The organism is Pseudooceanicola nanhaiensis DSM 18065, from assembly GCF_000688295.1.
GTDB classification, from domain to species: domain Bacteria; phylum Pseudomonadota; class Alphaproteobacteria; order Rhodobacterales; family Rhodobacteraceae; genus Pseudooceanicola; species Pseudooceanicola nanhaiensis.
Genome location: NZ_JHZF01000013.1, coordinates 222,098 through 248,016, shown reverse-complemented (window position 1 = coordinate 248,016; position 25,919 = coordinate 222,098). Strand labels below are relative to the sequence as shown.

The following is a 25,919-nucleotide window of genomic DNA, read 5'->3' as shown; positions in this document are numbered from 1 at the left end:
CGATGGCCGAGCTTTGGGAAAGGCTCGGGCCTTCTCAGCCGGGGCGTCGCTCCGGACCGCCCCTGCTTTCCTCTGGTCAATGTATCCCGGGGGAGTCGGCCCGAAGGGGCGACGGGGGCAGAGCCCCCGTGCGGCCTCTCAGTTCATCAACCCGGCATGGCGCATGGCGCCGCGGATCTTTTCCTTGGTGCTGTCCTCGAGCCCGGTCAGGGGCAGGCGCACCTCGTCGGAGCAGAGGCCGAGCTCGGACATGGCGAACTTGGCGCCGGCGAGGCCGGGCTCGATGAAGATCGCCTCGTGCAGCGGCATCAGCCGGTCCTGGTAGGTCAGCGCCTTCGCGTAGTCGCCGGCGAGCGTCGCTTCCTGGAACTCGGCGCAGAGCCGGGGCGCCACGTTGGCGGTGACCGAGATCGCGCCCACGCCGCCATGGGCGTTGAAGCCGAGCGCGGTCGCGTCCTCGCCCGAGAGCTGGACGAAATCCGCCCCGCAGGTGGCGCGCTGCATCGAGACGCGCTCGATCTTGCCGGTCGCGTCCTTCACGCCGATGATGCGCGGCAGCTTCGCCAGCTCGCCCATCGTCGCCGGGGTCATGTCGATCACCGACCGGCCGGGGATGTTGTAGATGATGATCGGCAGCTCGCAGCTGTCGTGCATCGCCTTGAAATGCTCGTAGAGCCCGCGCTGCGTCGGCTTGTTGTAATACGGCGTGACCACGAGCGCCGCATCGGCGCCGACCTTGGCGGCGTATTGGATCAGCCGGACCCCTTCGGTCGTGTTGTTCGACCCCGCGCCCGCGATCACCGGCAGGCGGCCTGCGGAGAATGCGACCACGGCCTCGATGACCTCTTCGTGCTCGCGGTGGCTGAGCGTCGGGCTTTCCCCGGTGGTCCCGACCGGCACGAGCCCGTGAGAGCCTTCTTCGACGTGCCAGTCGACGAGTTTCTTGAGCGTATCCATATCGACTGCGCCGTTCTTGAACGGCGTGACGAGGGCGGGAAGGGATCCCCTGAACATGGCACGCTCCTTTATCGTTTTCGAGGCCGCCCAGGAATTGTTCCTGTCGAAATCGTGTGTTGAGACCCGTGGGCGGTGGTTTATCCTAGGCGCTGTCTATCCAGAGTCGTCGGGTGAAATGCAAGGGAAGTTCCGTCACTGGATCGCCTTCTTGGTGATCTCAAGCTCATTTGTCCCGGGTGCCGCGGTCGCCGGGACCGACGGCGCCGCGCAGCGCGTGGCGCCGCGGCCCCTGTCGAGCGCCTTTCACGCCATGGGCCGGGGCGACTGGTCCCGCGCGATGCAGCTTGCGCTGCGCGACGGGCCGGTGGCGCGCGACCTGATCGAATGGCATCGCCTGCGCTCGGGCGAGGGCACGCTGACCGACATCGAGGACTTCATCGCGCGCAACCCGGACTGGCCGGGGCTCGACTACATGCGCCGGCAGGGCGAACACGCGCTGTCCGGGGCGAGCGATGCCGACGTGCTGGCCTATTTCCACGATTCGCCGCCGCAGACCGGCCGCGGCGTGCTGCTGCATGCCGCCGCGCTGTCCCGGGCGGGCGAACGCGGCGAGGCCGAGGCCGCGCTGGTGCTGGCGTGGCGCAGCATGGAGCTGGGGCCACGCGATCACGATGCCTTCGTCGCGGCGCATGGGGAGCTTCTGAAACCGCATCATGCGGCGCGGCTGGACATGACCGTCTGGAAGAAGCTCCGCAACGACACCGACCGGATGCAATCCCTCGTCACCGCGGACCAGTGGAAGCTGGCGCAGGCGCGGATCGCGCTTCAGCGCGGCGAGGCGGGCGTGGACGAACGGCTCGAAGCGCTCAGCGCCGAGCAGATGAAGGACCCGGGCCTGGCGCATGACCGCTTCGCCTGGCGCGTCGGCAAGGGGCGCCACGACGAGGCCCGCGAGCTGATGCTCGAGCGCAGCGCGATTCCCGGCGGGCTGGGACTGGCCGAGGAATGGTCGAACCGCCGCCGCTCCTATGCCCGCGAGGACATGCGCCGCGGCAACCCCGAGCGGGCCTACAGGCTCGCCTCGCAGCACCAGCTGCGGGAGGGCTCGGATTTCGCCGATCTCGAATGGCTCTCGGGCTACATCGCGTTGCGCAAGCTGGACGATCCCGTCACGGCCGCGCGGCATTTCGAGCGCTTCCTGACCGCGGTCGACACGCCGATCTCGCTCGGGCGGGGGTATTACTGGCTGGGCCGGGCGCTGGAAGAGGCGGGCGAGGCCGAGAAGGCCGAGGAGGCCTATCGCCAGGGCGGCATGCAGCAGACCAGCTTCTACGGTCTGCTGGCGGCCGAGAAGGCGGGCATGCCCTTCGACATGACCCTGACCGGGTCCGAGGATTTCGGCGACTGGCGCACCGCGCCGATCGCCGAGAACCCGCTCAAGGACGCGGCGATGCTGTTACTGGCGGCGGGCAACCGCCAGCTGGCCGAACGGTTCCTCATGCAGCTGGCCGAAGGGCTCGACCGCAGATCGCTCGGACAGCTCGGCGCGATGCTGGAGGAGCGGGGCGAGACCCATCTCGAGGTGATGATCGGCAAGTCCGGTGCGCAGACCGCCACCGTCGTGCCGCGCCACTACTACCCGCTGCACCCGATGCGGGAGCTCGACCTGCCGGTGCCGATGGAGATGGCGCTGGCCATCGCGCGGCGCGAAAGCGAGTTCGATCCCGCCGTCACCAGCCAGGTCGGCGCGGGCGGGCTGATGCAGCTGATGCCCGGCACGGCCAGCGACGTGGCCCGCGGGCTGGGGATGGCGCATTCGCCCGACCGGGTGTGGAGCGACTGGACCTACAATGCGCGGCTCGGCTCGACCTACCTGGCCGGGCTGGCGGACGATTTCAGCGGCAACGTGCTGCTCGTCTCGGCCGGCTACAACGCCGGGCCGCGGCGGCCCGCACAATGGATCGAGCTGTTCGGCGACCCGCGCAGCAAGGTGGTGGATGCCGTCGACTGGATCGAGCACATCCCGTTCCGCGAGACGCAGAACTACGTGATGCGGGTGGCCGAGAGCCTGCCGATCTACCGCGCCCGGCTGGGCAAGGAGCCGCTGCCGGTGCCGTTCAGCGAAGAGCTGAAGGGCAGCTCGCTGAAACCCGGGATCGACTGAGCCGCGATGGACCTGACGCAGGACGATTCCGCGGCGCGGATCGCGCTGATCCGCGCGCATCTTCCGCTGGCCGAGGTGCCGGGTCTTCCGGGGCTCGTGCATCACGCCGCCCGGCCCGAGGCGCGGGTCTCTCGCCTGGCCGAGAAGCTGGGCACGACGGCCGAGGACCTTGCACCGTTCTGGGCCTGGCTCTGGCCCGGCGGGGCGGGGCTGATCCATTACATCCGCGCCCATCCCGAGACTGTGCAGGGGCGGGTCGTCGTCGACCTCGGCGCCGGGTCCGGCCTGCTGGCGGTGGAGGCGATGCGGCACGGTGCGCGCCGGGCGGTCTGCGTCGATCCCGACCCGATGGCGCGCGCGGCCTGCCGCGCCAATGCGGCGGCGAACGGGGTCGAGGTCGAGGTCGCGGCGGCCATCGACCTTGCCGGTCTGGACGCGGTGGAGCTTCTGCTGGCGGGGGACGTGTTCTACGACCCGGAGGTCGCGCAGGCCTCGGCCGCGCTTCTGAACGCCGCGAAGGCGCGCGGAGCCGAGGTGCTGGTCGGCGACATCGGCCGGCATTGCCTGCCGAAGGCGGGGCTGACCGAGCGCGCGGCCTACGAGGTGCGCGACGTCGGCGACGCGCCCTCGCAGCCGCCGTGGCGGGTGCGGGTCATGGACTGGCCCGCGGTGCCGCCTCAGCTCCCGCGGTAGCGGAAGACGCCGGTGCCCGTCGCGGCGAGGTTGCCGAGCTCGTCGGTGATCTTCGCCTCGCCGAAGAAGCTCTTGCGCCCGCCGCCGGTGCGGCGGCCTTCGGCGATCAGCGTCTCGCCCTTGAGCTGGCCGAGGTAGTTCACGTTCAGCGACAGCGTCATGCCGAGCTTCCGGTTCTCGGGATCGCCGGTATAGCAGCCCGCGAAGCCCATCACCGTGTCGCACATCAGCGCGTGAACGCCGCCGTGCAGGATGCCGTAGCGGTTGCCGAGGAATTCGCGGATCGGCAGTTCGAAGCGGGCGTAATCCTCACGCCAGTCGACGAGGTAGAAGCCGAGATGCGCCTGGAACGGGTAGGGGTCCTCGACCAGTGCGGGGTCGAGCGAAACGTCCTTCATGTCTTTCCTTCCTTCAGACCGAGCGGGCGGCGTCCAGGCCGAATTCCGCGAAGCGCGGCACGCCGGCGGCGACGGTGGCGGCCCGTTCCGGGTTGGAGGCGGTGCCGTCGATCAGCCGCTTGCGGATCCCCTGCAGGATGCCCGCCATGCGGAAGCAGGTGAAGGCGAGGTAGAAGCCGAAGTCGGGGATTTCCGAGATTCCGGCGTTCCGGCAATAGGCGTCGATGAATTCCTGGTCTTCCATCACGCCCTGCGCCTTGCGGTCGACGCCTTCGAGGCCGCGGCTTTCCTGCGGCATGTTCCATTGCATCACCACGGCGGCGACGTCCGCATAGGGATGGCCGGTGGTCGAGAGCTCCCAGTCCAGAACGGCGACGCAGCGCGGCTCGGTCGGGTGGAAGAGCATGTTGTCGATCCGGTAATCGCCGTGCGCCAGCGTGCGCAGCCCGTCATCGGCCGGGATGTTGTCGTTGAGCCAGGCCATCAGCTCTTCCATCGCCGGGATGTTCTCGGTTTCGGAAGCGCGGTACTGCTTGGTCCAGCGGCCGATCTGGCGCTCGTAGTAATTGCCCTCGGGCCCGTAGTCCGAGAGTCCGACGGCCTCGAGGTCCACCGCGTGGATCCGGGCCAGCACGCGGGCCATCTCCTCGTTGATCTGGCGGCGCTGCTCGAAGGGGATCTCGTCCTGCGTGGGCAGGTTGATGTTGCGGCCCTCGACCGCCTCCATCACGTAGAACATCGAGCCGATGACGTCGTCGTCCTCGCAGAGCACGTGCATCTTCGCGACGGGCACGTCCGTCTCCCAGAGCGCGGATTGCACCCGGAACTCGCGGTCGACGGCGTGCGCCGATTTCAGAAGCTGCCCCGGCGGCTTGCGGCGCAGGACGTAATTCCGCTTCGGCGTGATCAGCTTGAACGTCGGGTTCGACTGGCCGTTGGCGAACTTCTCGGCCGTCAGCGGGCCCTCGAAGCCGTCGATGTGGCGCTCGAGATAGGCCTCCACGGCCTCGAGATCGAGCTTGGTCGGATCCATGTTGGGGCTGGCCATTCTTTTCCTCCCTCAGGAATAGGTCAGCATGTCGGCCTCGTTCGAGGCGTCGATATGCGGGGTCTCGTTGAACCCGTGAAGATACATGTTGCGCGCGGAATAAACGAAACGGTTCACGGCGCAATTCTTCATCTGTAGCTGCAATTTCACCTGCGTGATCGGCGGTGCGTCCAGCGCGCGGGCGATCATCTGCCCGATGGCCCCGCCGGACGAGACGGCGAGCACCGTCTCGACCCCCTCGCGCATGCAGACGCGGCGGGCATCCTCCACCCGGTCGCGGAAGGCGCCGTAGGTCTCGTAGGGGTCCGGGATCTCGTCCCGGTGCCATTCCTGCACCACGTCCTTGAGCGTCCGGAAATAGTTGCGCCGGTCGAGCGGGGGCTTTTCGTCCTGCCCGGCGGCCTTCAGCTTGGCCGACAGGAGCGCGCCGAAATCGTATTCGTTCAGGCCCGCGTGGATCTCGGGGGTGACGCCCTCGACGCCCATCCCCTTCAGGATGCCCTCCATCGTCTCGCGGTGGCGGCGCATGTCGCCCATGATCCAGGCGTCGGGTTTGACGCCCTGGGCGGCCAGCGCGCGGCCGACGGCTTCGGCCTGTGTGTGCCCCGTGGGCGAGAGGACGTCGTAATCGTCGGCCCCGAACGAGGCCTGGCCGTGGCGGACAACGTAGAGAACGGGCATGGAATTCCTTCGTGAAAGGCCCGCCACCCCGGGGGGCGGCGGGCCGATGTCGTGTCTAACGCTGGCTCAGAGCACTTCGAAGAGGCCGGCCGCGCCCATGCCGCCGCCCACGCACATGGTGCAGACGACGTACTTGGCGCCGCGGCGCTTGCCCTCGATCAGCGCGTGGCCGACCATCCGGGCACCCGACATGCCGTAGGGGTGGCCGATCGAGATCGCGCCGCCGTTCACGTTCAGGATGTCCTCGGGGATGCCGAGCTTCTGGGCCGAGTAGAGCACCTGGCAGGCGAAGGCCTCGTTCAGCTCCCACAGGCCGATGTCGTCCATCTTGAGCCCGTGCGCTTCCAGCAGCTTCGGCACCGCGTAGATCGGGCCGATGCCCATCTCGTCGGGGTCGAGGCCCGCGGCCATGACGCCCATGTAGCGGCCGAGCGGCTGGAGGCCGCGCTTCTCGGCCTCCTTCGCTTCCATGATGACCGACGCGGAGGCGCCGTCCGACAGCTGCGAGGCGTTGCCGGCGGTGATGAACTTGCCTTCCTTGACCTGCTGGCCGTCCTTGAAGACCGGCTGGAGGCTCTGGAGGTTCTCGACGGTGGTGCCGGGGCGGTTGCCCTCGTCCTTCTCGAGCGTCACTTCCTTGAAGGAGACCTCTTTCGTCTCCTTGTCCATCACGCCCATGGTGGTGGTCAGCGGCACGATCTCGTCATCGAACTTGCCGGCCTGCTGCGCGGCCGCGGTGCGGGCCTGGGAGCGGGCGGAGTATTCGTCCTGCGCCTCGCGCGACACGCCGTAGCGGTCGGCGACGATCTCGGCGGTTTCGAGCATCGACATGTAGAGCGAGGGGATGTGTTCCTGGATCCAGGGATCACGCGCCCGGTCGGTCCGCATGTTCTGGTTCTGGACGAGCGAGATCGACTCGACGCCGCCGCCGACGGCGATCTGCATGCCGTCATGCACGACCTGCTTGGCGGCCGTGGCGATCGCCATCATGCCGGAGGCGCACTGGCGGTCCATCGACATGCCCGCGACGTTGGTCGGCAGGCCCGCGCGGATCGCCGCCTGGCGGCCGATGTTGCCGCCGGTGGAGCCTTGCTGGAGCGCTGCGCCGATGACGCAATCCTGCACCTCGCCGCCTTCCAGACCGGCCCGGGACACGGCGTTCTTCACGGCATGGCCGATCAGCTCCTGCGCCTGGGTGTTGTTGAACGCACCGCGAAAGGCCTTGCCGATCGGGGTCCGTGCCGTGGATACGATGACTGCGTCACGCATGGGGTAACTCCTCTCTATTATTTCTCGGGAAGCTCGATGCCGCGCTTCTTCGCGGCCATCTGGGCGTATTTTCGGGTCTGGGCGAAGGCGCCCGGCATGATCTGCTGGCCGGCCTCGCTGCGGATCTCGTCCATCCGGGCGGCGATCGCGTCGGCGTCGAGCTCGTCGTCGCCGAAGGCCACGCCTTCCGTCTCGTAGATGCGGGTCTCGGCGAAGACGCCGCCGCCCGCGCCGAGGATCATCCGGCTGGGTGCGTCCTCGTGCAGGAGCGTCAGCAGGCCGGGGGTGATCGTCTCGGGCTTCAGCAGCTCCAGCACCTGCTGGGGCAGCAGCCCCTCGGTCATCCGGGTGGCCGCGGTCGGGGCGAGGATGTTCGCCTTGATGTTGTACTTCGCGCCTTCCTGCGTGAGCACGTTCATCAGCCCCACGACACCGGCCTTGGCCGCGCCGTAGTTCGACTGGCCGAAGTTGCCGTAAAGCCCCGAGGCCGAGGTCGTATAGACGATCCGGCCGTATTCATTGGCCTTGAAGTGCTCCCAGAGCGCCTTTGTCGGGATGACGGAGCCCATCAGGTGGACCTTCACGACCAGCTCGAAATCCTCGAGCGTCATCTTCGAGAAGGTCTTGTCGCGCAGGATGCCGGCGTTGCAGACGAGGATGTCGACCTTGCCCCACTTGTCGATCGCCTGGTCGACCATGTCCTGCACCTGGGCCGCGTCGGTGACGTTCGCGCCATGCGCCATCGCCTCGCCGCCCGCGGCCTCGATCTCGGCCACGACGGAACGCGCCGCCTCGGAGCTCTGCCCGGTGCCGTCCGTCGCGACGCCCAGATCGTTCACCACAACCTTCGCGCCGCGCGCCGCCAGCCCGAGCGCGTGGCTCCGGCCCAGTCCGACGCCGGCGCCGGTGACGATGGCCACGCGGCCCTCGAACGAAATGCTCATGCCGCGGCCTCCGCGAAGTAGCGCCGGCCCAGCCATTCGGCCACCAGCGCGGGTTTCTCCTGTCCCTCGATCTCGACCGAGACGCCCATCGTCGTCTGGATCTCGTTCGGGCCCTTGTCGGTCACGTCCATCATGGTGAAGACGGCGCGCACCCGGGCGCCCTCCTTCACCGGCGAGACGAAGCGCACCTTGTCGAAGCCGTAGTTCACGCCCATCACGACGCCGTCCACCTCGGGCCCGCCGTCATAGACCATGGCCGAGAGCATCGAGAGCGTCAGGAAGCCATGCGCGATGGTGGTGCCGAAGGGCGATGCCTTGGCCTTCTCCGGGTCGACGTGGATGTACTGCCAGTCCTCGGTCACGTCCGCGAACCGATCGATCCGCGCCTGGTCGATCACGAACCACTTGGAGGTGCCGACGACCTCGCCGACCTTGCCCTTCAGCTCTTCCCTGTTCATCGCTGTCCTTCTCTCTCTTCAGTCCTGCGCCGCCATGGCCGAGGCGGAGCTCGTGCGCGGCGCGGCGTTCATTCCGCCCGCGATCGGGATCGTGTGGCCCGAGACATAGGCCCCGGCCCGCGAGGCGAGGTAGAGCACCGCGCCCTGGATGTCCTCGGCCTCTCCGACGCGGCCGAGCGGGATCCGCTTGCCGGCCTCCTCGCGCTGCTCCTCGGTGCCGATGGCGAAGGCCATCATCTTCGACATGAAGGGCCCCGGCGCGATGGCGTTCACCGTGATGTGCTGCGGCGCGAACTTGGCGCTCAGCGTCTCGGTCATGAAATGCACGGCGGCCTTGGAGACACCGTAGGAATAGGCCTGTCCTCCGCCCGGAAGGATACCACCGATCGAGCCGGTGTTGATGACCCGCGCCGGATCCTCCGGCGTGGCGGCGGCTTTCAGCAGGGGGATCAGCTTCTGGGTCAGCACGAACATGGCCGTCACGTTCACGTCGAAGACGCGGGACCAGGCCTCGTAGGGGAATTCCTCGAAGGGCGCGCCCCAGGTCTTGCCGGCGTTGTTCATCAGGATGTTGAGCCTGTCGGTGCGGCTCTTCACCTCTTCGACGAGGGCGTTGATGCCCTCTTCGGAGCCGACGTCCCCCGCGAACCCCTCCGCCTTGCCGCGCAGGCCGAGGGAATTCAGCTCCTTCGCCGCGCCCTCGCAGGCGTGCTGCTTGCGCGAGGCGATCATCACGTTGCAGCCCGCACCCATGAGGCCCTCGGCCGCCATGTAGCCGATGCCGGTGGCGGCCCCGGTGATCAGGGCCGTCTTGCCGGTCAGGTCGAAAAGCTTGTCGGGTGTCATGCGGGTCTCCTCCCCCCTGTCGAGGATCCTCCTCAGAACCCCCGGGCGCGGGCGACCCGCGCGGCATGGTAGCCGTAGTCGCCCAGCCATTCCGCACCCACGCGGGCGCGCTTCATGTAGAAGCCCATGTCGAATTCGTCGGTCATGCCGATGCCGCCGTGCATCTGGACGCCCTCGCTGACCACGAGCTTCGCGGTCTTGGTGGCGCGGGCCTTGGCGATGGACACGGCAAGCTCCGACTCGTCGGGCTTTTCGTCGAGGACCCTACCGGCATTGGCGATGGCGGAGGCAGTCACTTCGATCTCGCTCCACATATGTGCGGCACGGTGCTGGAGCGCCTGGAAGGTGCCGATGATCCGGTCGAACTGGCGGCGTTCCTTGAGGTAGCCCGCCGTCATCGCGAAGGCCCCGGCGGAAAGGCCGGTGAGCTCGGCCGAAAGCGCGGCCTGGCCTGCGTTGAGCGCACGCGCGATGGCGGCATGGCCCCCGTCGACCTCGCCCACCACGTCGTCTCCGGTGGCCTCCACGCCGTCGAAGTCGATCTGCGCGAAGTCCCGGCTGTCGACGGTGTTCTTTGCGCTCCGGCTGATCCCGGCGCGGGAGGCGTCGAGGTCGAAGAGCGTCAGCCCCTCGGTCTCACCGGCGCTGCCCGCGGTCCGGGCCAGCACCAGCACGCGGTCGGCCGAGGCGCCGTCGGCGACAAAGGTCTTCCGGCCGGAGAGGCGGAAGGCGTTGCCGCTCTTCTCGGCGCTCATGGCGGTCTTCGCGGGACCGTGCTTGGCCCCTTCATCCACCGCCAGCGCATAAAGCAGCGAGCCGTCCGCGATCCCGGCCAGCCGGTCCGAGGCGGCGTTGCGCAGCGCCGTCGCCGCGATCACCGCCGACGAGATGAACGGCGAGGCGACCAGCGTCTGGCCCATCTCCTCGGCAAGGATCCCGGCCGCGCGGTGGCCCATGTCGGAGCCGCCGTTGTCCTCGGACACCAGCACCCCGGCCCAGCCCATCTGCGCCATCTCCTTCCAGAGACCCGTATCGAAGGCCCGCCCCTGGTCGCGGTTCTCGCGCAGGTTCCTCACCGGTGCGGCCCCGTCCAGGAAGCCCCGGGCGGCGTCGCGCAGCATGGTTTCGTCTTCGGTCAGCATCAAGGTCGTCATCGCGCGGGCTCCTTACTTCGAGGGCAGTTCGAGGACACGTTTCGAGATGATGTCGAGCATCACCTCCGACGTGCCGCCCTCGATCGAGTTGGCCTTGGTGCGCAGCCATTCCGGCGCGGTGGAGCCGAAGGGCCCGTCCCACTCGGTCGCATAGGCGCCGCCCGCCGACATCAGCAGCTCATACCGGCGCTTGTTCAGCTCGGTCCCGTAGTACTTGAGCATGGCCGAGGCGTTCCCGACGCCCCCGGCCTTCGCCATGTCGCCATAGCGCTCCATCGTCATCGCCATGGCGAGGCTGTCGATCTCGAGCTCCATCGCCTCGGACCGGATCACCGGATCGTCCATCACGCCGTCCTCGAGCGAGTTCAGGAAGTCGCCTAGGGACCGCCCGCCCAGGATGCCGCCACCGCCGCCGCCGCCGATCATGGTGCGCTCGTGGGTCAGCAGGTGCTTGGCCACGTCCCAGCCCCGGTTCTGCTCGCCCACGATCGAGGAGATCCCCTCGCCGTAGCTCTTGGGCACCTTCACGTTGTCGAAGAAGGTCTCGCAGAAGGGCGACATGCCCGAGATCAGCTTGATCGGCTTGGTCGAGACGCCCTCGCTCTCCATGTCGATCAGCATGAACGAGATGCCCTTGTGCTTGGGCGCCTCGCGATCGGTCCTCACCAGCGCGAAGATCCAGTCGGCATGGTTGGCGTAGGAGGTCCAGATCTTCGAGCCGTTGACCAGCCAGTGATCGCCCTTGTCCTCGGCCCGCGTCTGGACGGAGGCGAGGTCCGACCCGGCCCCCGGTTCGGAATAGCCCTGGCACCAGCGGATCTCGCCACGGGTGATCTGCGGCAGGAAATGCGTCTTCTGTTCCTCGGTGCCGAAGGCCAGCAGCGCCGGCCCGAGCATCCAGAGCCCGAACGATTCGAGTGGCGAGGGCGCCTTGGCCTTCCGCATCTCCTCGCGGAAGATCTTCTCCTGCTCGCGGCTCAGACCCGCCCCGCCGTAGGCCTCGGGCCAGCGCGGGGCCGTCAGCCCGACGGCCGCCGCGGCATTCATCCAGTCGCGCTGCGCATCGGACGAGAACCTGAACCGCTTGCCGCCCCAGCAGACCTCGCGCCGGCCTGCGGGAATCCCGCGCAATTCGGCGGAACAATTGTCGGAAATGTAACTTGCAATCTCCTGCCGGAACAGGTCCGGTTCCGTGCTGAAACGGCTCATTTCACTCCTCCCAAGACAAGCGGCAAAGGTCCACTTCTGCAATGCAGAATTTAATTTTGCTAGTCGCTTGACAACGGGGCTAGCAGACCTTTTGATCGTCGGCAAGGAAAGCCTGATCAGGTTGGGCTTTTCTATTTCGGGAGGAAATAAATGACAAAGTTCACGCGCGCCGCTCTCGCGGCTTCCGTTTCGTTCATGGCGATGGCGGGCTCTGCCTATGCCGAGATGAAGATCGCCTTCATCGATCCGCTGTCCGGTCCGATGGGCCCCTCGGGCGATGCGGCCTTCACCTCGTACAAGCTGGCGTTCGAGCACATCAACAACGAGGGCGGCATCAACGGCGAGCAGGTCGAGCTGACGGGCTACGACAACAAGGTCTCGCCCAAGGAATCGCTGGTCCAGCTGCAGAAGGCGATCGACTCGGGCGCCCGCTACATCTTCCAGGGCAACGGCTCGTCCGTGGCCGCCGCGATCATCGATGCGGTGAACAAGCACAACGCACGGAACCCGGGTGAAGAAGTTCTGTTCATGAACTACGCCGCCGTGACGCCGGCCTTCACCAACGAGGCCTGCTCGTTCTGGCACTTCCGCTTCGACGCGCATGCGGACATGAAGATGAACGCGATCACCGACTGGATCACCGCGCGCGACGACATCCAGAAGGTCTATCTGATCGGTCAGGACTACGTCTTCGGCGAAGCCGTGGCCGCCGCGGCCGAGAAGCAGCTGGGCGAGAAGGACAGCTCGATCGAGATCGTCGGCAACGAGCTGCACCCGCTGGCGAAGGTGAAGGACTTCACCCCCTACATCCAGAAGATCATCCAGTCCGAAGCGGACGCCGTGATCACCGGCAACTGGGGCCAGGACATGACCCTGCTGGTGAAGGCCGCCGCCGATTCCGGCCTGACCATCCCGTTCCTGACCTTCTACGGCGGGTCGCTGGGTGCGGTCGCGGCCCTGGGCGAAGGCTCCATCGACACCCTCTACCAGGTGTCCGAAGGCGTCACCAACCAGGAAGCGTCGGATGAGCAATACGCCCTGATCGAGGAATACAAGCAGCGCTTCCCCGATTACGACTACTACTACCACCGTGCCTTCGTGGCGGCCGAGATGCTGAAGGCCGCGGCCGAGAAGGCCGGGTCCAACGAACCGATCGAGGTCGCCAAGGCGCTCGAAGGTCTGACCGTCGAGGGCGCCTACGGCCCCGTCACGATGCGGGCCGAGGATCACCAGGCCCAGCAGAACCTGTACATCTCGACCGTTTCGAAGGACGTGAAGTACGGTGTCGACAACATCGACCTCGGCTGGGTGCTCGTGGACAACGGCACCATCGACGCCTCGGCGGCCGAAGAGCCCACGACCTGCGAAATGGAGCGCCCGGAGTAATCCAGGCGGCGCCGACATCGCTCTGATCGGGGCGCCACGTTCACGACCGGACGTGGCGCCCCTTTCTCTCGGGACAGGCAAACACGGAACGGCCCGGCAAGGGGCCGACGGGGAAGATCATGGAAACGATCGTTTTTTCCCTGCTGAACGGCGTGATCTACGGGCTGTTGCTCTTCATGCTCTCCAGCGGGCTGACGCTCATCTTCTCGATGATGGGCGTTCTGAACTTCGCGCATGCCAGCTTCTACATGCTGGGCGCGTATTTCGCTTACACAATCATGGGGGTCTCGAGCTTCTGGCTCGCGCTCTTCATCGCGCCGGTCCTCGTGGGCGTCATCGGCATGGGCGTCGAGAAATGGGGTCTGAGGCGGGTGCATGCCAACGGCCACGTGGCCGAGCTGCTCTTCACCTTCGGGCTGGCCTACCTGATCGACGAGATCGTCAAGATCATCTGGGGCCGGACCTCGGTGAACTACCAGGTGCCGGACTCGCTGAACTTCACGCTCTTCACGCTCTACGGCGCGGATTATCCCGCCTACCGGATCTTCATGTTCTTCGTCGCCGTCGCGATGCTGATCTTCCTCTGGTACATGCTGAAGAAGACGCGCATCGGCCTGATCATCCAGGCGGCGCTGACCCATCCCCACATGGTCGGCCATCTCGGCCATAACGTGCCGCTCGTCTTCATGGGCGTGTTCGGCGCGGGCTGTGCGCTGGCGGGCCTCGCGGGGGTGATCGGCGGCAACTACTTCATCACCGACCCGGCCATGGCCGTGCAGATGGGGCCGATCGTCTTCGTGGTGGTCGTCGTCGGCGGGCTCGGCTCGCTGGAGGGCGCCTTCATCGCGGCGATGCTGATCGGGATCCTGCAGACCTCGGCGGTGTCGATCAACGCCTCGCTGGCGGACATCTTCGGCTTCCTCGGCCTCTCTCCGGCCTCGGAAGTGGGCGAGATCACCATCTCCTCCATGGCGCCGATGCTGCCCTTCCTGCTGCTGGTGCTGATCCTCATCGTGAAACCGACCGGCCTGATGGGGGACCGTGAAGTATGACCGACATGACCACAAATTCCGCGGCCCTCGCGCCCAGCTCGGGCGAGAAGTTCCGCGAGCGCGTCCTGCCCTTCATCCTGTTCGGGCTGGTGCTGATCGTGATCCCGTTCTTCGGGCCGTCGCGGACGACGATGACGCTGCTGAACCACATCGGGATCAACATCGTCTTCGCGCTCAGCTTCAACATGCTGCTCGGCCGGGCGGGTCTGCTGACCTTCGGCCATGCGGTCTACCTCGGCCTCGGCGGCTATTTCTGCGTCCACATCCTGAACTGGATCGACGCGGCCGACGGCGGCTTCTGGGGCAACCTGCCGGTCTTCTCCATGCCCGTCTTCGGCTTCGCCATGGGCGCGCTGGCAGGCGCGGTGATCGGCTGGCCCTCCTGCCGTCGCGCGGGCACCGCCTTCGCGATGATCTCGCTGGGCGTGGCCGAGCTGATGGCGGCCTTCGCCTACATGTTCGACAGCCTCTTCGGCGGCGAGATGGGCATCTCGGGCGACCGGATGGCGGGGCCCGAGTTCCTCGGCCTTTCCCTCGGTCCGCTCGAGGAGGTCTACTGGTTCATCGCCTTCTGGACCTTCCTGGGTGTGGTGGCGATGTACATGTTCACCCGCACCCCGCTGGGCAAGCTCTCCGAGGCGACCCGGGACAACCCCGAGCGCGTGCAGTTCATCGGCTACAACCCGACGCGCGTGCGCTACCTCGTCTTCATCTTCGCCGGGGCCTTCGCGGGCATGGCCGGCGGGATGTCGGCGGTGCAGGACGAGATCTTCACGCCGGAGAGCCTGTCTCTCCTGCCCTCGGGCGCGATCCTGATCGCGGCCTACGTGGGCGGCATCCGCTACTTCAGCGGGCCGATCATGGGGGCGATCGTGATGACCTACATGGGCTCCAACCTCAGCGATTACACCGCGGGCTGGCTGCTCTATCTCGGCATCATGTTCATCTGCGTGGTGATGTTCCTGCCCGACGGGATCGCCGGGATCGTCTTCGGCTTCTGGCGCGGCATCCGCTCGCCCGACCGGGGGCATCTGATGGGCAAGTGGGCGCAGCAGCTGGCGGGCGTCTTCCTGCTGGCGATCGGCATCATCGTCTTCGTCGAGGTCGCGTTCCGCTGGTCGGAAGGCTACGGCGAGGTCTGGGAGCCCTTCGGCATCGCCCTGCCGCATGACGCCATCCTGACATGGATCATCGGCATCATCCCGTTCGTCGCGGGCGTGGCCGTGCTCCGCCACGTCACCCGCAAGCAAGAGGAGGTCTGAGCCATGCACCCCCCTGCTCTGAAACTCGTCAACGTCCACAAGAGCTTCGGCCCCGCCAAGATCATCCAGGGCGTGAACCTCGAGATCGCCCGCGGTGAGCGGCACGCGATCATCGGTCCCAACGGGGCCGGGAAGTCGACGCTGTTCAACCTCGTCTCCGGGCTCTACTCGCTCTCGGATGGCGAGGTGCAACTCAACGGCGCCGTCATATCGGGCAAGAAACCGTTCCAGATCAACCGGATGGGGCTGTCCCGTTCGTTCCAGGTCTCGAACATCTTCGCCAACATGACGGTGCGCGAGAACGTGCGCTGCGGCGTGCTCTACTCGATGGGCTACGGCTATTCCTTCTGGCGCAACATCGGCAACCTGAAGGAAGTGCAGGAGAAGACGGCCCATATCCTCGAGGACGTCGGGCTGCTCGACAAGGCGAACCTGCCCGCCTCGCTCCTGCCCTATGCGGACCAGCGGACGCTCGAGATCGCGATCACCATCGCGGGCGGCGCCGAGGTCATCATGCTCGACGAACCGACCGCCGGGATGTCCCATTCCGAGACCGACCGCGCGGTGGAGCTGATCGAGAAGGCCGCGAAGGGCAAGACGCTCCTGATCGTGGAGCACGACATGGGCGTGGTCTTCGGTCTGGCCGACCGGATCTCGGTGCTCGTCTACGGCGAGATCATCGCCACCGGCGCGCCGTCCGAGATCCGCGGCGATCCGCGGGTGCGCGAGGCCTATCTCGGCGAGGAAGCCGATCACATCGAGGGAGAACCGGCATGAGCGATTTCCACGTCGACACCGCCCATACGCCCGACATCGCCCCTCCGCCGAGCGGTGAGCCGATGCTGAAGGTTTCGGACCTGCATGCCTATTACGGCAAGTCCCACGTCCTGCACGGCGTGAACATGGAGATCATGCCGGGCGAGGTCATCGCGCTCCTGGGCCGCAACGGGGTGGGTCGCTCCACCACCGCCAAGGCCATCATGGGCGAGGTGACGCCCGTCGGCTCCGTCAAGTTCAAGGGGCAGGAGATCGGCGGCATGCCGAACCACAAGATCGCCCGGCTGGGTCTCGGCTACGTGCCCGAGAGCCGGGACATCTTCCCGACGATGACGGTGCGCCAGAACCTCATGCTGGGGGTCAAGGACCTGCGCAACCCGGGCAAATACGACGTCGACCAGATGCTCGACATGTTCCCCAACCTGCGAAGCCGGGCGGACAACATGGCGGGCGTGCTCTCGGGCGGCGAGAAGCAGATGCTGACGATGTGCCGGACGCTCATGGGCGACCCGGAGCTGATCATCATCGACGAGCCGACCGAGGGTCTCGCGCCCAAGATCGTGCAGCAGGTCGGCGACATGATCGCCGAGATCGCCAAGTCCGGCGTGTCGATCCTGCTGGTCGAGCAGAAGCTCTCCATCGCGCTCCGGATCGCGAACCGGGTCTACGTGATGGGCCACGGCGAGATCGTCTACGGCGGCACCCCGGCCGACTTCAAGACACGCGACGACGTGCGGAAGGAATGGCTGGAGGTGTGATGGTCCGGACCCGGCTTCGCCGGGCCAGGGCTCCGGTGGAGCGCCGGGCACGGCGACCGGCCTGGTCCTGAGACGTCCTGCACGGGGCGGCCCCATGGCCGCCCCGTTGCCGTTTCACGAGATCTCGGGCCGGGTGATCAGCCCGTCCCCGAGGTCGAAGCGGTGGTCGAGGGTCACGGGGCTTCCCGGGAAATCCCGGGCCCGGGTCAGCAATCCGCGGGGAACGCCAGTTTCAGGACCGTGCCGTCGCCGCCCGTGCTCAGGTCGTATTGGGCCTTCATCTGGTGGGCGGAGGTCTCCATCACCTTCAGGCCCAGCGACTTGCCGTCGGACTCGCCCTCGAAACCCACACCGTCGTCGGCGCAGGTCAAGCTGACCTCTTCGCCGTTGCAGGAGGCGGTGATCCACAGCATGCCGCCGCGGCCTTCCGGGAAGGCGTGCTTGAACGAGTTCGACGCGAATTCGTTCAGGATGATTCCCAGTCCCGTCGCCTGGCTGGGCGAGATGTCGGCATCCGGCACGTCGGTGCGGATGCGCACCCCTTCGGGCGCGGAGCCCCGGATCAGCGCGGCGACCTTCTCGACGAAGGGCTTCATCGCGACCAGCCCGTCGCTCTCGGCGCGGTAGAGCGCCTCGTGCAGGGCCGCCACCGTGTCCACGCGCCGGCGCACGAGGTCGAGCGCATGGCGGGTGTCCGGACTATCGGCCCGGCGCGCCTGAAGACGGGTCAGGGACGAGACCGATTGCAGCGAGTTCTTCACCCGGTGATCGACCTCGCGCCGCAGGATCTCGGCCTCGCGCAGCGCGCGGCGAAGGTCGAGCTGGGTCATCACCTGCTTCGCCAGCACCTTCAGCGTCTGCCGTTGCAGCGGGGTCAGTTCGCGCGGCTTGTCGTCCAGCACGCAGAGCGTGCCGAGCGGCAGCCCCTGGGGCGTGAAAAGCACCGCCCCGGCATAGAAGCGCAGGTTCGGATCGCCCGTCACCAGCGGGTTGTCACGCGTGCGCGCGTCGAGCTGGGTGTCGCGGACCTCGAGAAAGCCGTCCGTCAGGATCGCATGCGCGCAGATCGACTGGTCGAGCGGCGTCTCCTGCGTCCCCAGCCCGGTCTCGGCCTTGAACCACTGACGCTCCGCATCGACGAAGCTGATCAGCGACATGGGCATCTCGCATATCTCGGATGCCAGCCGGATGATGTCGTCGAACATCTCCTCCGGCGCGGTGTCCAGGATATCGTAATCGCGCAGGGCGGCGAGCCGAGCCGCCTGCGCAGGATGGGAATCGGCCTTCATAACCCTTTTGTCCGCCCTGCCCGTTCTTCCAAGTCGCGCGTGGTTAGATGTCCTGCCCGTCCGGAGCAACGCGAAATGGTGGTTAACAGGCGGAATTCAGCCGGAAATCCCCGGTCCCGTCAACCGCGTGAGCAATTCGGTAACATTTCTCACCTCGAACTTGCGGAGCAGCCGGGCGCGGACGTCCTCGATCGTGCGCGGGGACAGGCCGAGGTGCCGGGCGATCTCTTTCGAGGTCCGCCCATGCGCCAGCCCTGACACCACATCGCGTTCCCTGGGCGTGAGCGCGACCGTCGCCGCGGCGGGGCGGGGCAGGGGAGCGAAGGACATCACCAGCCGGGCCAGCGGCGTCTCGGGCGTCAGCGTCCGGGCGCGGAACCGGACCCAGAGGCGGGTGCCGTCGATCCGCCGGATCAGGCGTTCGTCGGAATAGGTGCCGCTGTCGCGCAGCGGCGCGAGGCCGATGTCGCGGATCTCCTCGAACTCGCGCTCGGTCTCGTAGAGAAGCCGGAAGCTCTGGCCGATGAGCGCGCTCTCCGGGTGGCCGAAGAGGCGCGCAAAGGTGGCGTTGCAGGCCCGGATGGTCCGGTCCTCGGTGAGAACGATGCCCACGGGGGCCTCCTGGAAGGCCATCAGCAGAAGATCTGTCTCGTCCATATGAGTCACCTCGCTTTCCGCCCGTGCCCCGATCCGGCCTTGCCGGATCGGATCGCGCCCGACCCCGCCCCCAGGGCGGGCGCGATCCGGGTGCACCTTGCGAAACCGCCGCGCTCCGTATGGCGGGTTTCACTCCGCCACACCCCGCAACCCGTCATCCTCCGGCTTGAGCAGATGACCTCGTACCGCCGAGAGTCTCGGTCGAGCCCGAGGATGACGCCCCGAGGGCTGCGCCCACCCGTAATTCTACGGTATCGACACCGTAGCCATCCCTTCGCAAACTTCGCAAGTCCCCACGGAGGCCAAATGGACACCCTGACGCTCACCGACCGCCTGACTGCCACGATAGACGACAAGCGCGACGACCTGATCGCGCTGACGCAGGACCTGATCCGGATCCCGACGCTCAACCCTCCGGGCGAGAACTACCGCGAGATCTGCGACTACCTCGCGAAACGTCTCTCCGCGAAGGGTTTCCAGATCGAACTGGTCCGCGCCGAAGGGTCCCCCGGCGACAGCGACCGCTACCCGCGCTGGAACGTCGTGGCCCGGCGCGAGGGCGCAGAGCCCGGCGAATGCGTCCACTTCAATTCGCATATCGACGTGGTCGACGTGGGCCGCGGCTGGACCAAGGATCCGTTCGGCGGTGAGCTCGAGGACGGCAAGGTCTACGGCCGCGGGGCCTGCGACATGAAGGGCGGGCTCGCCGCCTCGATCATCGCCGCCGAGGCCTTCATCGAATGCTGCCCGGACTTCCGCGGCGCGATCGAGATCTCGGGCACCGCGGACGAGGAATCGGGCGGGTTCGGCGGTGTCGCCTATCTTGCGCAGAAGGGCTTCTTCGCGCCCGAGCGGGTGCAGCACGTCATCATCCCCGAGCCGCTGAACAAGGACCGCATCTGCCTTGGCCACCGCGGCGTCTGGTGGGCCGAGATCGAGACCTACGGCGAGATCGCCCATGGCTCGATGCCCTTCCTCGGCGATTGCGCCGTGCGGCACATGGGCGCGGTGCTGGACGAGATGGAGACCTCGCTCTTTCCGGCGCTGGCCGCCAAGCGCACCGACATGCCGGTGGTGCCCGAGGGGGCCAAGCAGTCGACGCTCAACATCAACTCGATCCACGGCGGCCAGTCCGAGATCGTCCGCCCCGAGACCGGCCTGCCGAGCCCCGTGGTGCCCGACAGCTGCCGGATGGTCATCGACCGCCGTTTCCTGATCGAGGAGAACATCGACGAGGTGCAGCGCGAGATCACCTCGATCCTCGACGGGCTCAAGCAGACGCGCGAGCGCTTCGACTACGGCATCCGCGAGATGCACCGCGTCCTGCCGACGATGACCGAGAAGGATGCGCCCGTTGTCACGACCGTGACCGAGGCGATCCGCGCCACCCTGGGGACCGAGCCGTCCTACGTCGTCTCGCCGGGCACCTACGACCAGAAGCACATCGACCGGATCGGCAAGCTGAAGAACTGCATCGCCTACGGGCCGGGCATTCTGGACCTTGCGCACAAACCCGATGAATATGTCGGTGTGGATGATATGGTCGATTCCGCCAAGGTCATGGGGCTGAGCCTTCTGACCCTGCTCGGACCAAGGGACTGACGCGCCGCGGAAAGACGGCGCGAGACAACAGGGAGCCTAAGATGACATACGCCTTTCTCGCCCGCGCCGGAGCGGCCTCGGCCCTCGCGCTGAGCGCCTCGCTGGCGCTGGCCGCGCCGCGCACGGACCTCACCATGGGCCAGCAGCTCGAACCGCCGCACCTCGATCCGACCTCGGCCGCGGCGGGCGCGATCGACGCGGTGACCTATGCCAACATCTTCGAGGGGCTGACCCGCTTCGCCTCGGACGGCTCGATCATCCCCGGGCTCGCGGAAAGCTGGGAGATCTCGGACGACGGGCTGGAATACACCTTCAAGCTGGCCGAGGGGGTGAAATTCCACGACGGAACCGATTTCGACGCCGAGGATGTGAAATTCTCGCTCGACCGCGCCCGGGCCGAGGACAGCGCCAATGCGCAGAAGGGCCTGTTCGAGGGCATCACCGAGGTGACGGTCGTCGATCCGCAGACGGTCAAGGTGACGCTGGCGGCGCCGAACGGCAGCTTCCTGTTCAACATGGCCTGGGGCGATGCGGTGATCGTCGCGCCCGAGAGCATCGAGACCATCAAGACCAACCCGGTCGGCACCGGCGCCTTCAGGTTCGAGAACTGGGTGCAGGGCGACAGCATCACGCTGGTGAAGAACCCCGAGTACTGGGGCGAGCCCGCGAAGCTCGAAAAGGTGACCTTCAAGTTCATCAGCGACCCGACCGCCGCCTTCGCCGCCGTGATGGCCGAGGACGTGCAGGCCTTCGGCGCCTTCCCGGCGCCCGAGAACCTGCCCCAGTTCGACGCCGATCCGCGGTTCAAGGTCCTGGTCGGCTCGACCGAGGGCGAGACGATCCTCGCCATCAACAACAAGCTGCCGCCCTTCGACAACGTGAAGGTGCGCGAGGCGATCGCCCACGCGGTGAACCGGCAGGAGGTGATCGACGGCGCCCAGTTCGGCTATGGCACCCCGATCGGCACCCATTTTGCACCGCACCACCCGGATTACGTCGATCTGACCGGGATGTCGGACCACGATCCGGAAAAGGCCAAGGCGCTTCTGGAAGAGGCCGGGGTCAGCCTGCCGATCCAGGTGAAGATGACCCTGCCGCCGCCGTCCTACGCCCGCCGCGGGGGCGAGATCATCGCCGCCGCCCTGCGCGAGATCGGCATCGAGCCGCAGATCGAGAACGTCGAGTGGGCGCAATGGCTCGAGACCACGTTCCGCGGCAAGGATTTCGGCCTGACCATCATCTCGCATACCGAGCCGATGGACATCGGGATCTACGCCAACCCTGATTACTACTTCCAGTACGACAGCGCCGAGTTCCAGGGCGTGATGGATCAGCTGAACCTCGAGACCGACGAGGCGAAGCGTTCGGAGCTGCTGAAACAGGCGCAGGAGATCATCGCGCAGGATTACGTAAACGCGTATCTCTTCCAGCTGCCGCTCCTGACCGTGGCCAACGCGAAGATCGAGGGCCTGTGGGAGAACGCCCCGACCCAGGCCGCCGACATGACCGGCGTCTACTGGACCGAATGATGCGCGCGCCGGACGTGAGCCCCCTTGTCGCGCCCGCGTCCGGCGTCCGCTCCACCGGCGCGCCGCGTCGCGGCGCACACGATCCCTGCCGGCCCTCCGGGCCGGGGGGGAGGGGGCGTTGCCCCCTCTTTCGCGCAGGCGCGAAATTCACCCCCAGGATACGGGACCAGAGGAAGGCGGGGCGTGGCGCCCTTGCCGCCCGTCCGTCCCGGGCCGCCTGAGCTGCCATGCTGCGCTATACCCTGAAACGCCTGGTGTCCCTTGCGGTGAGTCTCGCCGTGGCCTCGGTCGTGATCTTCCTCGCCATCGAGGTGCTGCCGGGGGATCCGGCGGCCTACATGCTGGGGGTGAATGCGCAGGAGGACACGCTGGCCGCGCTGCGTGAGCAGCTCGGGCTGAACATGTCCGGGTGGGAGCGGTACAGCTCCTGGATCCTCGGGCTGCTGCAAGGCGATTTCGGAACCTCCTACACCTATCGCACGCCGGTCGCCGACATGATCGCCGAGCGGGTGAAGGTGTCCCTGCCGCTGGCGGTCTATGCGCTGGTCCTGTCGACGGTCATCGCCTTCCCGGCGGGCATCTACGCCGCCTCGCGCCGCGGCCGGCCGGGGGACGTGGCGATCATGGGGGTGACCCAGCTGGGGGTCGCGATCCCGAACTTCTGGTTCGCGATGCTGATGGTGCTGGTCTTCTCGATCAACCTGCGCTGGTTCTCGGCCGGGGGGTTCCCGGGCTGGGACGCGGGCGTGCTGGCCTGCCTGAAGGCGCTGACCCTGCCGGCCATCGCGCTGGCGCTGCCGCAGGCCTCGATCCTCGCGCGGGTGATGCGATCCTCGCTGCTGGACACGCTGTCGGAGGATTTCGTGCGCACCGCGCGGGCCAAGGGTCTGACCCGGGCGCAGGCGCTGCGCCGGCACGCGCTGAGGAACGCGCTGATCCCGGTGCTGACGATCATCGGGCTGCAATTCTCGTTCCTGCTGGCGGGGGCCATCATCATCGAGAACGTCTTCTTCCTTCCGGGCCTCGGGCGGCTGATCTTCCAGTCGATCTCGTCCCGGGACCTCGTCGTGGTGGAATCCGTGGTGATGCTTCTGGTCTTTGCCGTGGTCGTGGTGAACTTCGCGGTCGAGATCGCCTATGCGCTGGTCGATCCGCGCCTGAGGGCCGGCCGATGAGCGATCCCCGCGTCGATCACATCCCGCCCGAGGCGACGCCGTTCCGGACCTGGCACCTGGCGTTCCGGTCGAGAAACCTCGTGATAGGCTCTGTCCTGACGCTGGTCTTCGTGGCCGCGGCGCTGATCTCGTTCGTCTGGACACCCTATGACATCAGCAAGCTGGCGATCTCGGAGAAGATGCAGGTGCCGTCCTGGTCGCACTGGATGGGCACCGACCATTTCGGGCGGGACATCCTGTCGATGATCATGGTGGGCGCCCGGACCTCGATCGCCGTGGCGGTGGTCGCGGTCGGGATCGGGATGCTCTTCGGCGTGCCGCTGGGGCTCTGGGCCGCGGCGCGGCGCGGCTCGATGCTGGACGAGGTGATCATGCGGGCGAACGACCTGGTCTTCGCCTTCCCGTCGCTGCTGATCGCGATCATGATCACCGCGACCTTCGGCCCCTCGGCGGTCAATGCGATCATCGCCATCGGGATCTTCAACATCCCGGTCTTCGCGCGGCTGACCCGGTCGGGCGCGCTCAGCCTCTGGCAGCGCGACTTCATCCTCGCCGCGCGGGTGTCGGGCAAGAGCTCCGCCCGGATCTCCTTCGAGCATATCCTGCCCAACGTCACCAACCTGCTGATCGTGCAGGGGACGATCCAGTTCTCGCTGGGCATCCTTGCCGAGGCGGGGCTGTCCTATGTCGGCCTTGGCGCGCAGCCGCCGGTGCCGTCCTGGGGCCGGATGCTGGCGGACAGCCAGACGATGATCTCGATCGCGCCGCACATGGCGATCTTCCCGGGGCTCGCGATCCTGCTGACGGTGCTGGGGCTGAACCTGATGGGCGACGGGCTGCGCGACATCTTCGACCCGAAACTGAGGAGATCGCGCGCATGAGCCTGCTCGAGATCTCGGGCCTGGACCTCGACATCCACGGCACGCCGATCCTGCGGGACGTGTCCTTCTCGGTCGATCCGGGGCGCATCGTGGGCGTCATCGGCGAGAGCGGGTCCGGCAAGTCGATGACCGCCTTCACCGTGATGCAGCTTCTGCCCAACGGGGCGGAGGCCGCGGGCTCCGTGCGCCTGTCGGGGCACGAGATGCTGGGCCTGCCCGAGGCCGAGCTCTGCCGCCTGCGGGGCAACGAGGTGGGCATGGTGTTCCAGGAGCCGATGACGGCGCTGAACCCGATCCGGACCATCGGCGACCAGGTGGCCGAGACGATCCTGATCCACGAGGACGTGCCGAAGGCCGAGGCGATGAAACGGGCGCGGGAGGCCCTGAACAGGGTCGAATTGCCCGCCGACCGCTTTCCGCTGAGCCGCTATCCGCACGAGCTGTCGGGCGGCCAGCGCCAGAGGGTCGTGATCGCCATGGCCATCGCCCTGCGCCCGAAGCTGCTGATCGCGGACGAGCCGACCACCGCGCTCGACGTGACGACGCAGGCGCAGATCCTCGCGCTGCTCACCCGGCTGGTGCGCGAGGACGGGATGGGGATGCTGATGATCACCCATGACCTGGCCGTCGTGTCGGACATGGCGGACGAGATCGTCATCATGCAGCACGGGCGCGTGGTCGAACGCGGCGCCTGCCCGGGCATCTTCTCGAACCTCACCCATCCCTATTCGAAGGCGCTGCTGGCGGCGTCGTCCCACGTGCCCGAGAGGGTCGAACGCGCGGGGCAGGCGCCGCTGCTGGAGGTGCGCGGGGTGATCCGGGACTACACCCTGCCGCGCAAGACGCTCTTCGGGGCGCCGGTGAAGGTCCACGCGGTGCGCGGCGTCTCCTTCACGCTGGAGCGGGGCGAGAGCCTTGGCCTCGTGGGCGAGAGCGGCTGCGGGAAATCGACCCTGACACGGGCGATCCTGGGCCTCGAGGAGGTGCAGGAGGGCGACATCCGCCTCGACGGAGAGCCGGTCTTCGACGGGCACCGGGCGAACCGCGACGTCCGCCGCCGGATGCAGGTCGTGTTCCAGGACCCCTATGGCAGCTTCAACCCGCGGCACAAGGTCTCGCGCCTCGTGACCGAGCCGTTCCACCTGCTCGACGATCCGCCCAGGGGCGCGGCGCGCGCGGCGGCGATCGACGAGGCGCTGATCTCGGTCGGGATGCGTCCGTCGGACAAGGAAAAGTACATCCACGAATTCTCGGGCGGGCAGCGCCAGCGGATCGCCATCGCGCGGGCGCTGATCATCAAGCCGGACCTCATCATCCTGGACGAGGCGGTCAGCGCGCTCGACGTGCAGGTGCGGGCGCAGATCCTCGACCTGCTGGCGGACCTGTCGGCGAAGTTCGGGCTGACCTACCTGTTCATCAGCCACGACCTGAGCGTCGTGCGGTCGATCACCGACCGGGTGATGGTGATGAAATCGGGCGAGATCGTCGAGGAGGGGCCCACCGACCGGGTCTTCGACGCGCCGTCCCACCCCTATACGCGGCAATTGATCGAAGCGGCGCCGAAATTGCCGGAAACCGCCTGAGGAGAGGCGGCCGGCGGGCGCCGCCGGAACGGGCAGGGAGGGCCTTCGCGACCATCCCGCCCGGGCGGGACTCGACGCCTGACGGCGCGGCGCCACCCTCTGCCCCGCTTCGGACATGGCCGCGATGGAGAGCGGTCCTTCCATGAC

Annotated in this window: 24 protein-coding genes; 12 read left to right on the top strand and 12 right to left on the bottom strand. The window is 67.3% G+C overall.

The genetic code is table 11. The features are described 5' to 3' along the window. Positions 1-138 precede the first annotated feature (138 nt). Positions 139-1,014 (bottom strand): 4-hydroxy-tetrahydrodipicolinate synthase, encoded by an 876-nt coding sequence (gene dapA, locus Q344_RS0111255; RefSeq protein ID WP_028286787.1) that lies wholly within the window; start codon positions 1,012-1,014, stop codon positions 139-141. Between the two features lie 118 nt (positions 1,015-1,132). Here dapA and Q344_RS23800 point away from each other — a divergent pair, with 118 nt between their 5' ends. Both Q344_RS23800 and Q344_RS23795 read left to right on the top strand, forming a co-directional pair. Beyond that, the gene (locus tag Q344_RS23800) at positions 1,133-3,121 is read left to right on the top strand and encodes a lytic transglycosylase domain-containing protein (RefSeq protein ID WP_084178389.1); all 1,989 of its coding nucleotides are present in this window, start codon (positions 1,133-1,135) and stop codon (positions 3,119-3,121) included. 6 nt (positions 3,122-3,127) lie between these two features. Further along, positions 3,128-3,814: a class I SAM-dependent methyltransferase gene (locus Q344_RS23795; RefSeq protein ID WP_051630580.1), complete on the top strand. Its 687-nt coding sequence runs from the start codon at positions 3,128-3,130 to the stop codon at positions 3,812-3,814. Here Q344_RS23795 and Q344_RS0111240 read toward each other — a convergent pair. From Q344_RS0111240 to Q344_RS0111200, 9 genes are all read right to left on the bottom strand, one after another. Beyond that, entirely contained in the window at positions 3,799-4,212 is a 414-nt protein-coding gene (locus Q344_RS0111240) for a PaaI family thioesterase (protein ID WP_028286786.1), read from the bottom strand. The two genes, Q344_RS23795 and Q344_RS0111240, sit on opposite strands and share 16 nt — an antisense overlap. 13 nt (positions 4,213-4,225) lie before the next feature. After that, positions 4,226-5,260, bottom strand: coding sequence for a phosphotransferase family protein (locus Q344_RS0111235; protein WP_229669213.1), 1,035 nt, complete (start codon positions 5,258-5,260; stop codon positions 4,226-4,228). Between the two features lie 12 nt (positions 5,261-5,272). Further along, the gene (locus Q344_RS0111230) at positions 5,273-5,941 is read right to left on the bottom strand and encodes a histidine phosphatase family protein (protein ID WP_028286784.1); all 669 of its coding nucleotides are present in this window, start codon (positions 5,939-5,941) and stop codon (positions 5,273-5,275) included. A 66-nt stretch (positions 5,942-6,007) separates the two neighbouring features. After that, a complete protein-coding gene (locus Q344_RS0111225; protein WP_028286783.1) occupies positions 6,008-7,210 on the bottom strand; it encodes an acetyl-CoA C-acyltransferase in 1,203 nt (400 codons plus the stop codon). Positions 7,211-7,227: 17 nt separating this feature from the next. Continuing rightward, positions 7,228-8,154 (bottom strand): SDR family NAD(P)-dependent oxidoreductase, encoded by a 927-nt coding sequence (locus Q344_RS0111220; protein ID WP_028286782.1) that lies wholly within the window; start codon positions 8,152-8,154, stop codon positions 7,228-7,230. Beyond that, a complete protein-coding gene (locus tag Q344_RS0111215; RefSeq protein WP_028286781.1) occupies positions 8,151-8,612 on the bottom strand; it encodes a MaoC family dehydratase in 462 nt (153 codons plus the stop codon). Before Q344_RS0111215 ends, Q344_RS0111220 begins: the two co-directional genes overlap by 4 nt. Positions 8,613-8,630: 18 nt before the next feature. Then, positions 8,631-9,458: an SDR family oxidoreductase gene (locus Q344_RS0111210; RefSeq protein WP_028286780.1), complete on the bottom strand. Its 828-nt coding sequence runs from the start codon at positions 9,456-9,458 to the stop codon at positions 8,631-8,633. Between the two features lie 32 nt (positions 9,459-9,490). Then, the gene (locus tag Q344_RS0111205; RefSeq protein ID WP_028286779.1) at positions 9,491-10,612 is read right to left on the bottom strand and encodes an acyl-CoA dehydrogenase family protein; all 1,122 of its coding nucleotides are present in this window, start codon (positions 10,610-10,612) and stop codon (positions 9,491-9,493) included. Positions 10,613-10,624: 12 nt separating this feature from the next. After that, a complete protein-coding gene (locus Q344_RS0111200; protein WP_028286778.1) occupies positions 10,625-11,821 on the bottom strand; it encodes an acyl-CoA dehydrogenase family protein in 1,197 nt (398 codons plus the stop codon). A gap of 150 nt (positions 11,822-11,971) precedes the next feature. Here Q344_RS0111200 and Q344_RS0111195 point away from each other — a divergent pair, with 150 nt between their 5' ends. From Q344_RS0111195 to Q344_RS0111175, 5 genes are all read left to right on the top strand, one after another. Further along, complete coding sequence (locus Q344_RS0111195) at positions 11,972-13,207, top strand: branched-chain amino acid ABC transporter substrate-binding protein (RefSeq protein ID WP_028286777.1); 1,236 nt, start codon at positions 11,972-11,974, stop codon at positions 13,205-13,207. Positions 13,208-13,326: 119 nt separating this feature from the next. Then, a complete protein-coding gene (locus Q344_RS0111190; RefSeq protein ID WP_028286776.1) occupies positions 13,327-14,259 on the top strand; it encodes a branched-chain amino acid ABC transporter permease in 933 nt (310 codons plus the stop codon). Then, on the top strand, positions 14,256-15,521 hold the full coding sequence (locus tag Q344_RS0111185) for a branched-chain amino acid ABC transporter permease (RefSeq protein WP_028286775.1): 1,266 nt from the start codon (positions 14,256-14,258) through the stop codon (positions 15,519-15,521). The genes Q344_RS0111190 and Q344_RS0111185 overlap by 4 nt, the downstream gene beginning before the upstream one ends. Positions 15,522-15,524: 3 nt before the next feature. Then, positions 15,525-16,298 carry an ABC transporter ATP-binding protein gene (locus tag Q344_RS0111180; RefSeq protein WP_028286774.1) on the top strand — a complete coding sequence of 258 codons (774 nt, stop codon included), beginning with the start codon at positions 15,525-15,527 and terminating at the stop codon, positions 16,296-16,298. Further along, entirely contained in the window at positions 16,295-17,056 is a 762-nt protein-coding gene (locus Q344_RS0111175) for an ABC transporter ATP-binding protein (RefSeq protein WP_229669215.1), read from the top strand. The genes Q344_RS0111180 and Q344_RS0111175 overlap by 4 nt, the downstream gene beginning before the upstream one ends. Before the next feature lie 206 nt (positions 17,057-17,262). Here Q344_RS0111175 and Q344_RS0111165 read toward each other — a convergent pair whose 3' ends face one another. Further along, positions 17,263-18,345, bottom strand: a complete 1,083-nt coding sequence (locus Q344_RS0111165) for a sensor histidine kinase (RefSeq protein ID WP_028286772.1) — start codon at positions 18,343-18,345, stop codon at positions 17,263-17,265. Between the two features lie 96 nt (positions 18,346-18,441). Further along, a complete protein-coding gene (locus tag Q344_RS0111160; RefSeq protein ID WP_028286771.1) occupies positions 18,442-19,002 on the bottom strand; it encodes a PAS and helix-turn-helix domain-containing protein in 561 nt (186 codons plus the stop codon). Positions 19,003-19,308: 306 nt separating this feature from the next. Here Q344_RS0111160 and Q344_RS0111155 point away from each other — a divergent pair, with 306 nt between their 5' ends. From Q344_RS0111155 to Q344_RS0111135, 5 genes are all read left to right on the top strand, one after another. Further along, on the top strand, positions 19,309-20,604 hold the full coding sequence (locus Q344_RS0111155) for an acetylornithine deacetylase/succinyl-diaminopimelate desuccinylase family protein (RefSeq protein WP_028286770.1): 1,296 nt from the start codon (positions 19,309-19,311) through the stop codon (positions 20,602-20,604). 41 nt (positions 20,605-20,645) lie between these two features. After that, a complete protein-coding gene (locus tag Q344_RS0111150; RefSeq protein ID WP_028286769.1) occupies positions 20,646-22,133 on the top strand; it encodes an ABC transporter substrate-binding protein in 1,488 nt (495 codons plus the stop codon). A gap of 227 nt (positions 22,134-22,360) precedes the next feature. Beyond that, on the top strand, positions 22,361-23,308 hold the full coding sequence (locus Q344_RS0111145; protein ID WP_028286768.1) for an ABC transporter permease: 948 nt from the start codon (positions 22,361-22,363) through the stop codon (positions 23,306-23,308). After that, a complete protein-coding gene (locus Q344_RS0111140; protein ID WP_084178388.1) occupies positions 23,305-24,189 on the top strand; it encodes an ABC transporter permease in 885 nt (294 codons plus the stop codon). Before Q344_RS0111145 ends, Q344_RS0111140 begins: the two co-directional genes overlap by 4 nt. Continuing rightward, complete coding sequence (locus tag Q344_RS0111135) at positions 24,186-25,772, top strand: ABC transporter ATP-binding protein (RefSeq protein ID WP_028286766.1); 1,587 nt, start codon at positions 24,186-24,188, stop codon at positions 25,770-25,772. The genes Q344_RS0111140 and Q344_RS0111135 overlap by 4 nt, the downstream gene beginning before the upstream one ends. Positions 25,773-25,919: the final 147 nt, after the last annotated feature.

Bases quoted from the DNA above. Each gene is read 5' to 3' on its own strand.
- dapA (WP_028286787.1), bottom strand. From the start codon at position 1,014: ATGTTCAGGGGATCCCTTCCCGCCCTCGTCACGCCGTTCAAGAACGGC.
- Q344_RS23800 (WP_084178389.1), top strand. From the start codon at position 1,133: ATGCAAGGGAAGTTCCGTCACTGGATCGCCTTCTTGGTGATCTCAAGC.
- Q344_RS23795 (WP_051630580.1), top strand. From the start codon at position 3,128: ATGGACCTGACGCAGGACGATTCCGCGGCGCGGATCGCGCTGATCCGC.
- Q344_RS0111240 (WP_028286786.1), bottom strand. From the start codon at position 4,212: ATGAAGGACGTTTCGCTCGACCCCGCACTGGTCGAGGACCCCTACCCG.
- Q344_RS0111235 (WP_229669213.1), bottom strand. From the start codon at position 5,260: ATGGCCAGCCCCAACATGGATCCGACCAAGCTCGATCTCGAGGCCGTG.
- Q344_RS0111230 (WP_028286784.1), bottom strand. From the start codon at position 5,941: ATGCCCGTTCTCTACGTTGTCCGCCACGGCCAGGCCTCGTTCGGGGCC.
- Q344_RS0111225 (WP_028286783.1), bottom strand. From the start codon at position 7,210: ATGCGTGACGCAGTCATCGTATCCACGGCACGGACCCCGATCGGCAAG.
- Q344_RS0111220 (WP_028286782.1), bottom strand. From the start codon at position 8,154: ATGAGCATTTCGTTCGAGGGCCGCGTGGCCATCGTCACCGGCGCCGGC.
- Q344_RS0111215 (WP_028286781.1), bottom strand. From the start codon at position 8,612: ATGAACAGGGAAGAGCTGAAGGGCAAGGTCGGCGAGGTCGTCGGCACC.
- Q344_RS0111210 (WP_028286780.1), bottom strand. From the start codon at position 9,458: ATGACACCCGACAAGCTTTTCGACCTGACCGGCAAGACGGCCCTGATC.
- Q344_RS0111205 (WP_028286779.1), bottom strand. From the start codon at position 10,612: ATGACGACCTTGATGCTGACCGAAGACGAAACCATGCTGCGCGACGCC.
- Q344_RS0111200 (WP_028286778.1), bottom strand. From the start codon at position 11,821: ATGAGCCGTTTCAGCACGGAACCGGACCTGTTCCGGCAGGAGATTGCA.
- Q344_RS0111195 (WP_028286777.1), top strand. From the start codon at position 11,972: ATGACAAAGTTCACGCGCGCCGCTCTCGCGGCTTCCGTTTCGTTCATG.
- Q344_RS0111190 (WP_028286776.1), top strand. From the start codon at position 13,327: ATGGAAACGATCGTTTTTTCCCTGCTGAACGGCGTGATCTACGGGCTG.
- Q344_RS0111185 (WP_028286775.1), top strand. From the start codon at position 14,256: ATGACCGACATGACCACAAATTCCGCGGCCCTCGCGCCCAGCTCGGGC.
- Q344_RS0111180 (WP_028286774.1), top strand. From the start codon at position 15,525: ATGCACCCCCCTGCTCTGAAACTCGTCAACGTCCACAAGAGCTTCGGC.
- Q344_RS0111175 (WP_229669215.1), top strand. From the start codon at position 16,295: ATGAGCGATTTCCACGTCGACACCGCCCATACGCCCGACATCGCCCCT.
- Q344_RS0111165 (WP_028286772.1), bottom strand. From the start codon at position 18,345: ATGAAGGCCGATTCCCATCCTGCGCAGGCGGCTCGGCTCGCCGCCCTG.
- Q344_RS0111160 (WP_028286771.1), bottom strand. From the start codon at position 19,002: ATGGACGAGACAGATCTTCTGCTGATGGCCTTCCAGGAGGCCCCCGTG.
- Q344_RS0111155 (WP_028286770.1), top strand. From the start codon at position 19,309: ATGGACACCCTGACGCTCACCGACCGCCTGACTGCCACGATAGACGAC.
- Q344_RS0111150 (WP_028286769.1), top strand. From the start codon at position 20,646: ATGACATACGCCTTTCTCGCCCGCGCCGGAGCGGCCTCGGCCCTCGCG.
- Q344_RS0111145 (WP_028286768.1), top strand. From the start codon at position 22,361: ATGCTGCGCTATACCCTGAAACGCCTGGTGTCCCTTGCGGTGAGTCTC.
- Q344_RS0111140 (WP_084178388.1), top strand. From the start codon at position 23,305: ATGAGCGATCCCCGCGTCGATCACATCCCGCCCGAGGCGACGCCGTTC.
- Q344_RS0111135 (WP_028286766.1), top strand. From the start codon at position 24,186: ATGAGCCTGCTCGAGATCTCGGGCCTGGACCTCGACATCCACGGCACG.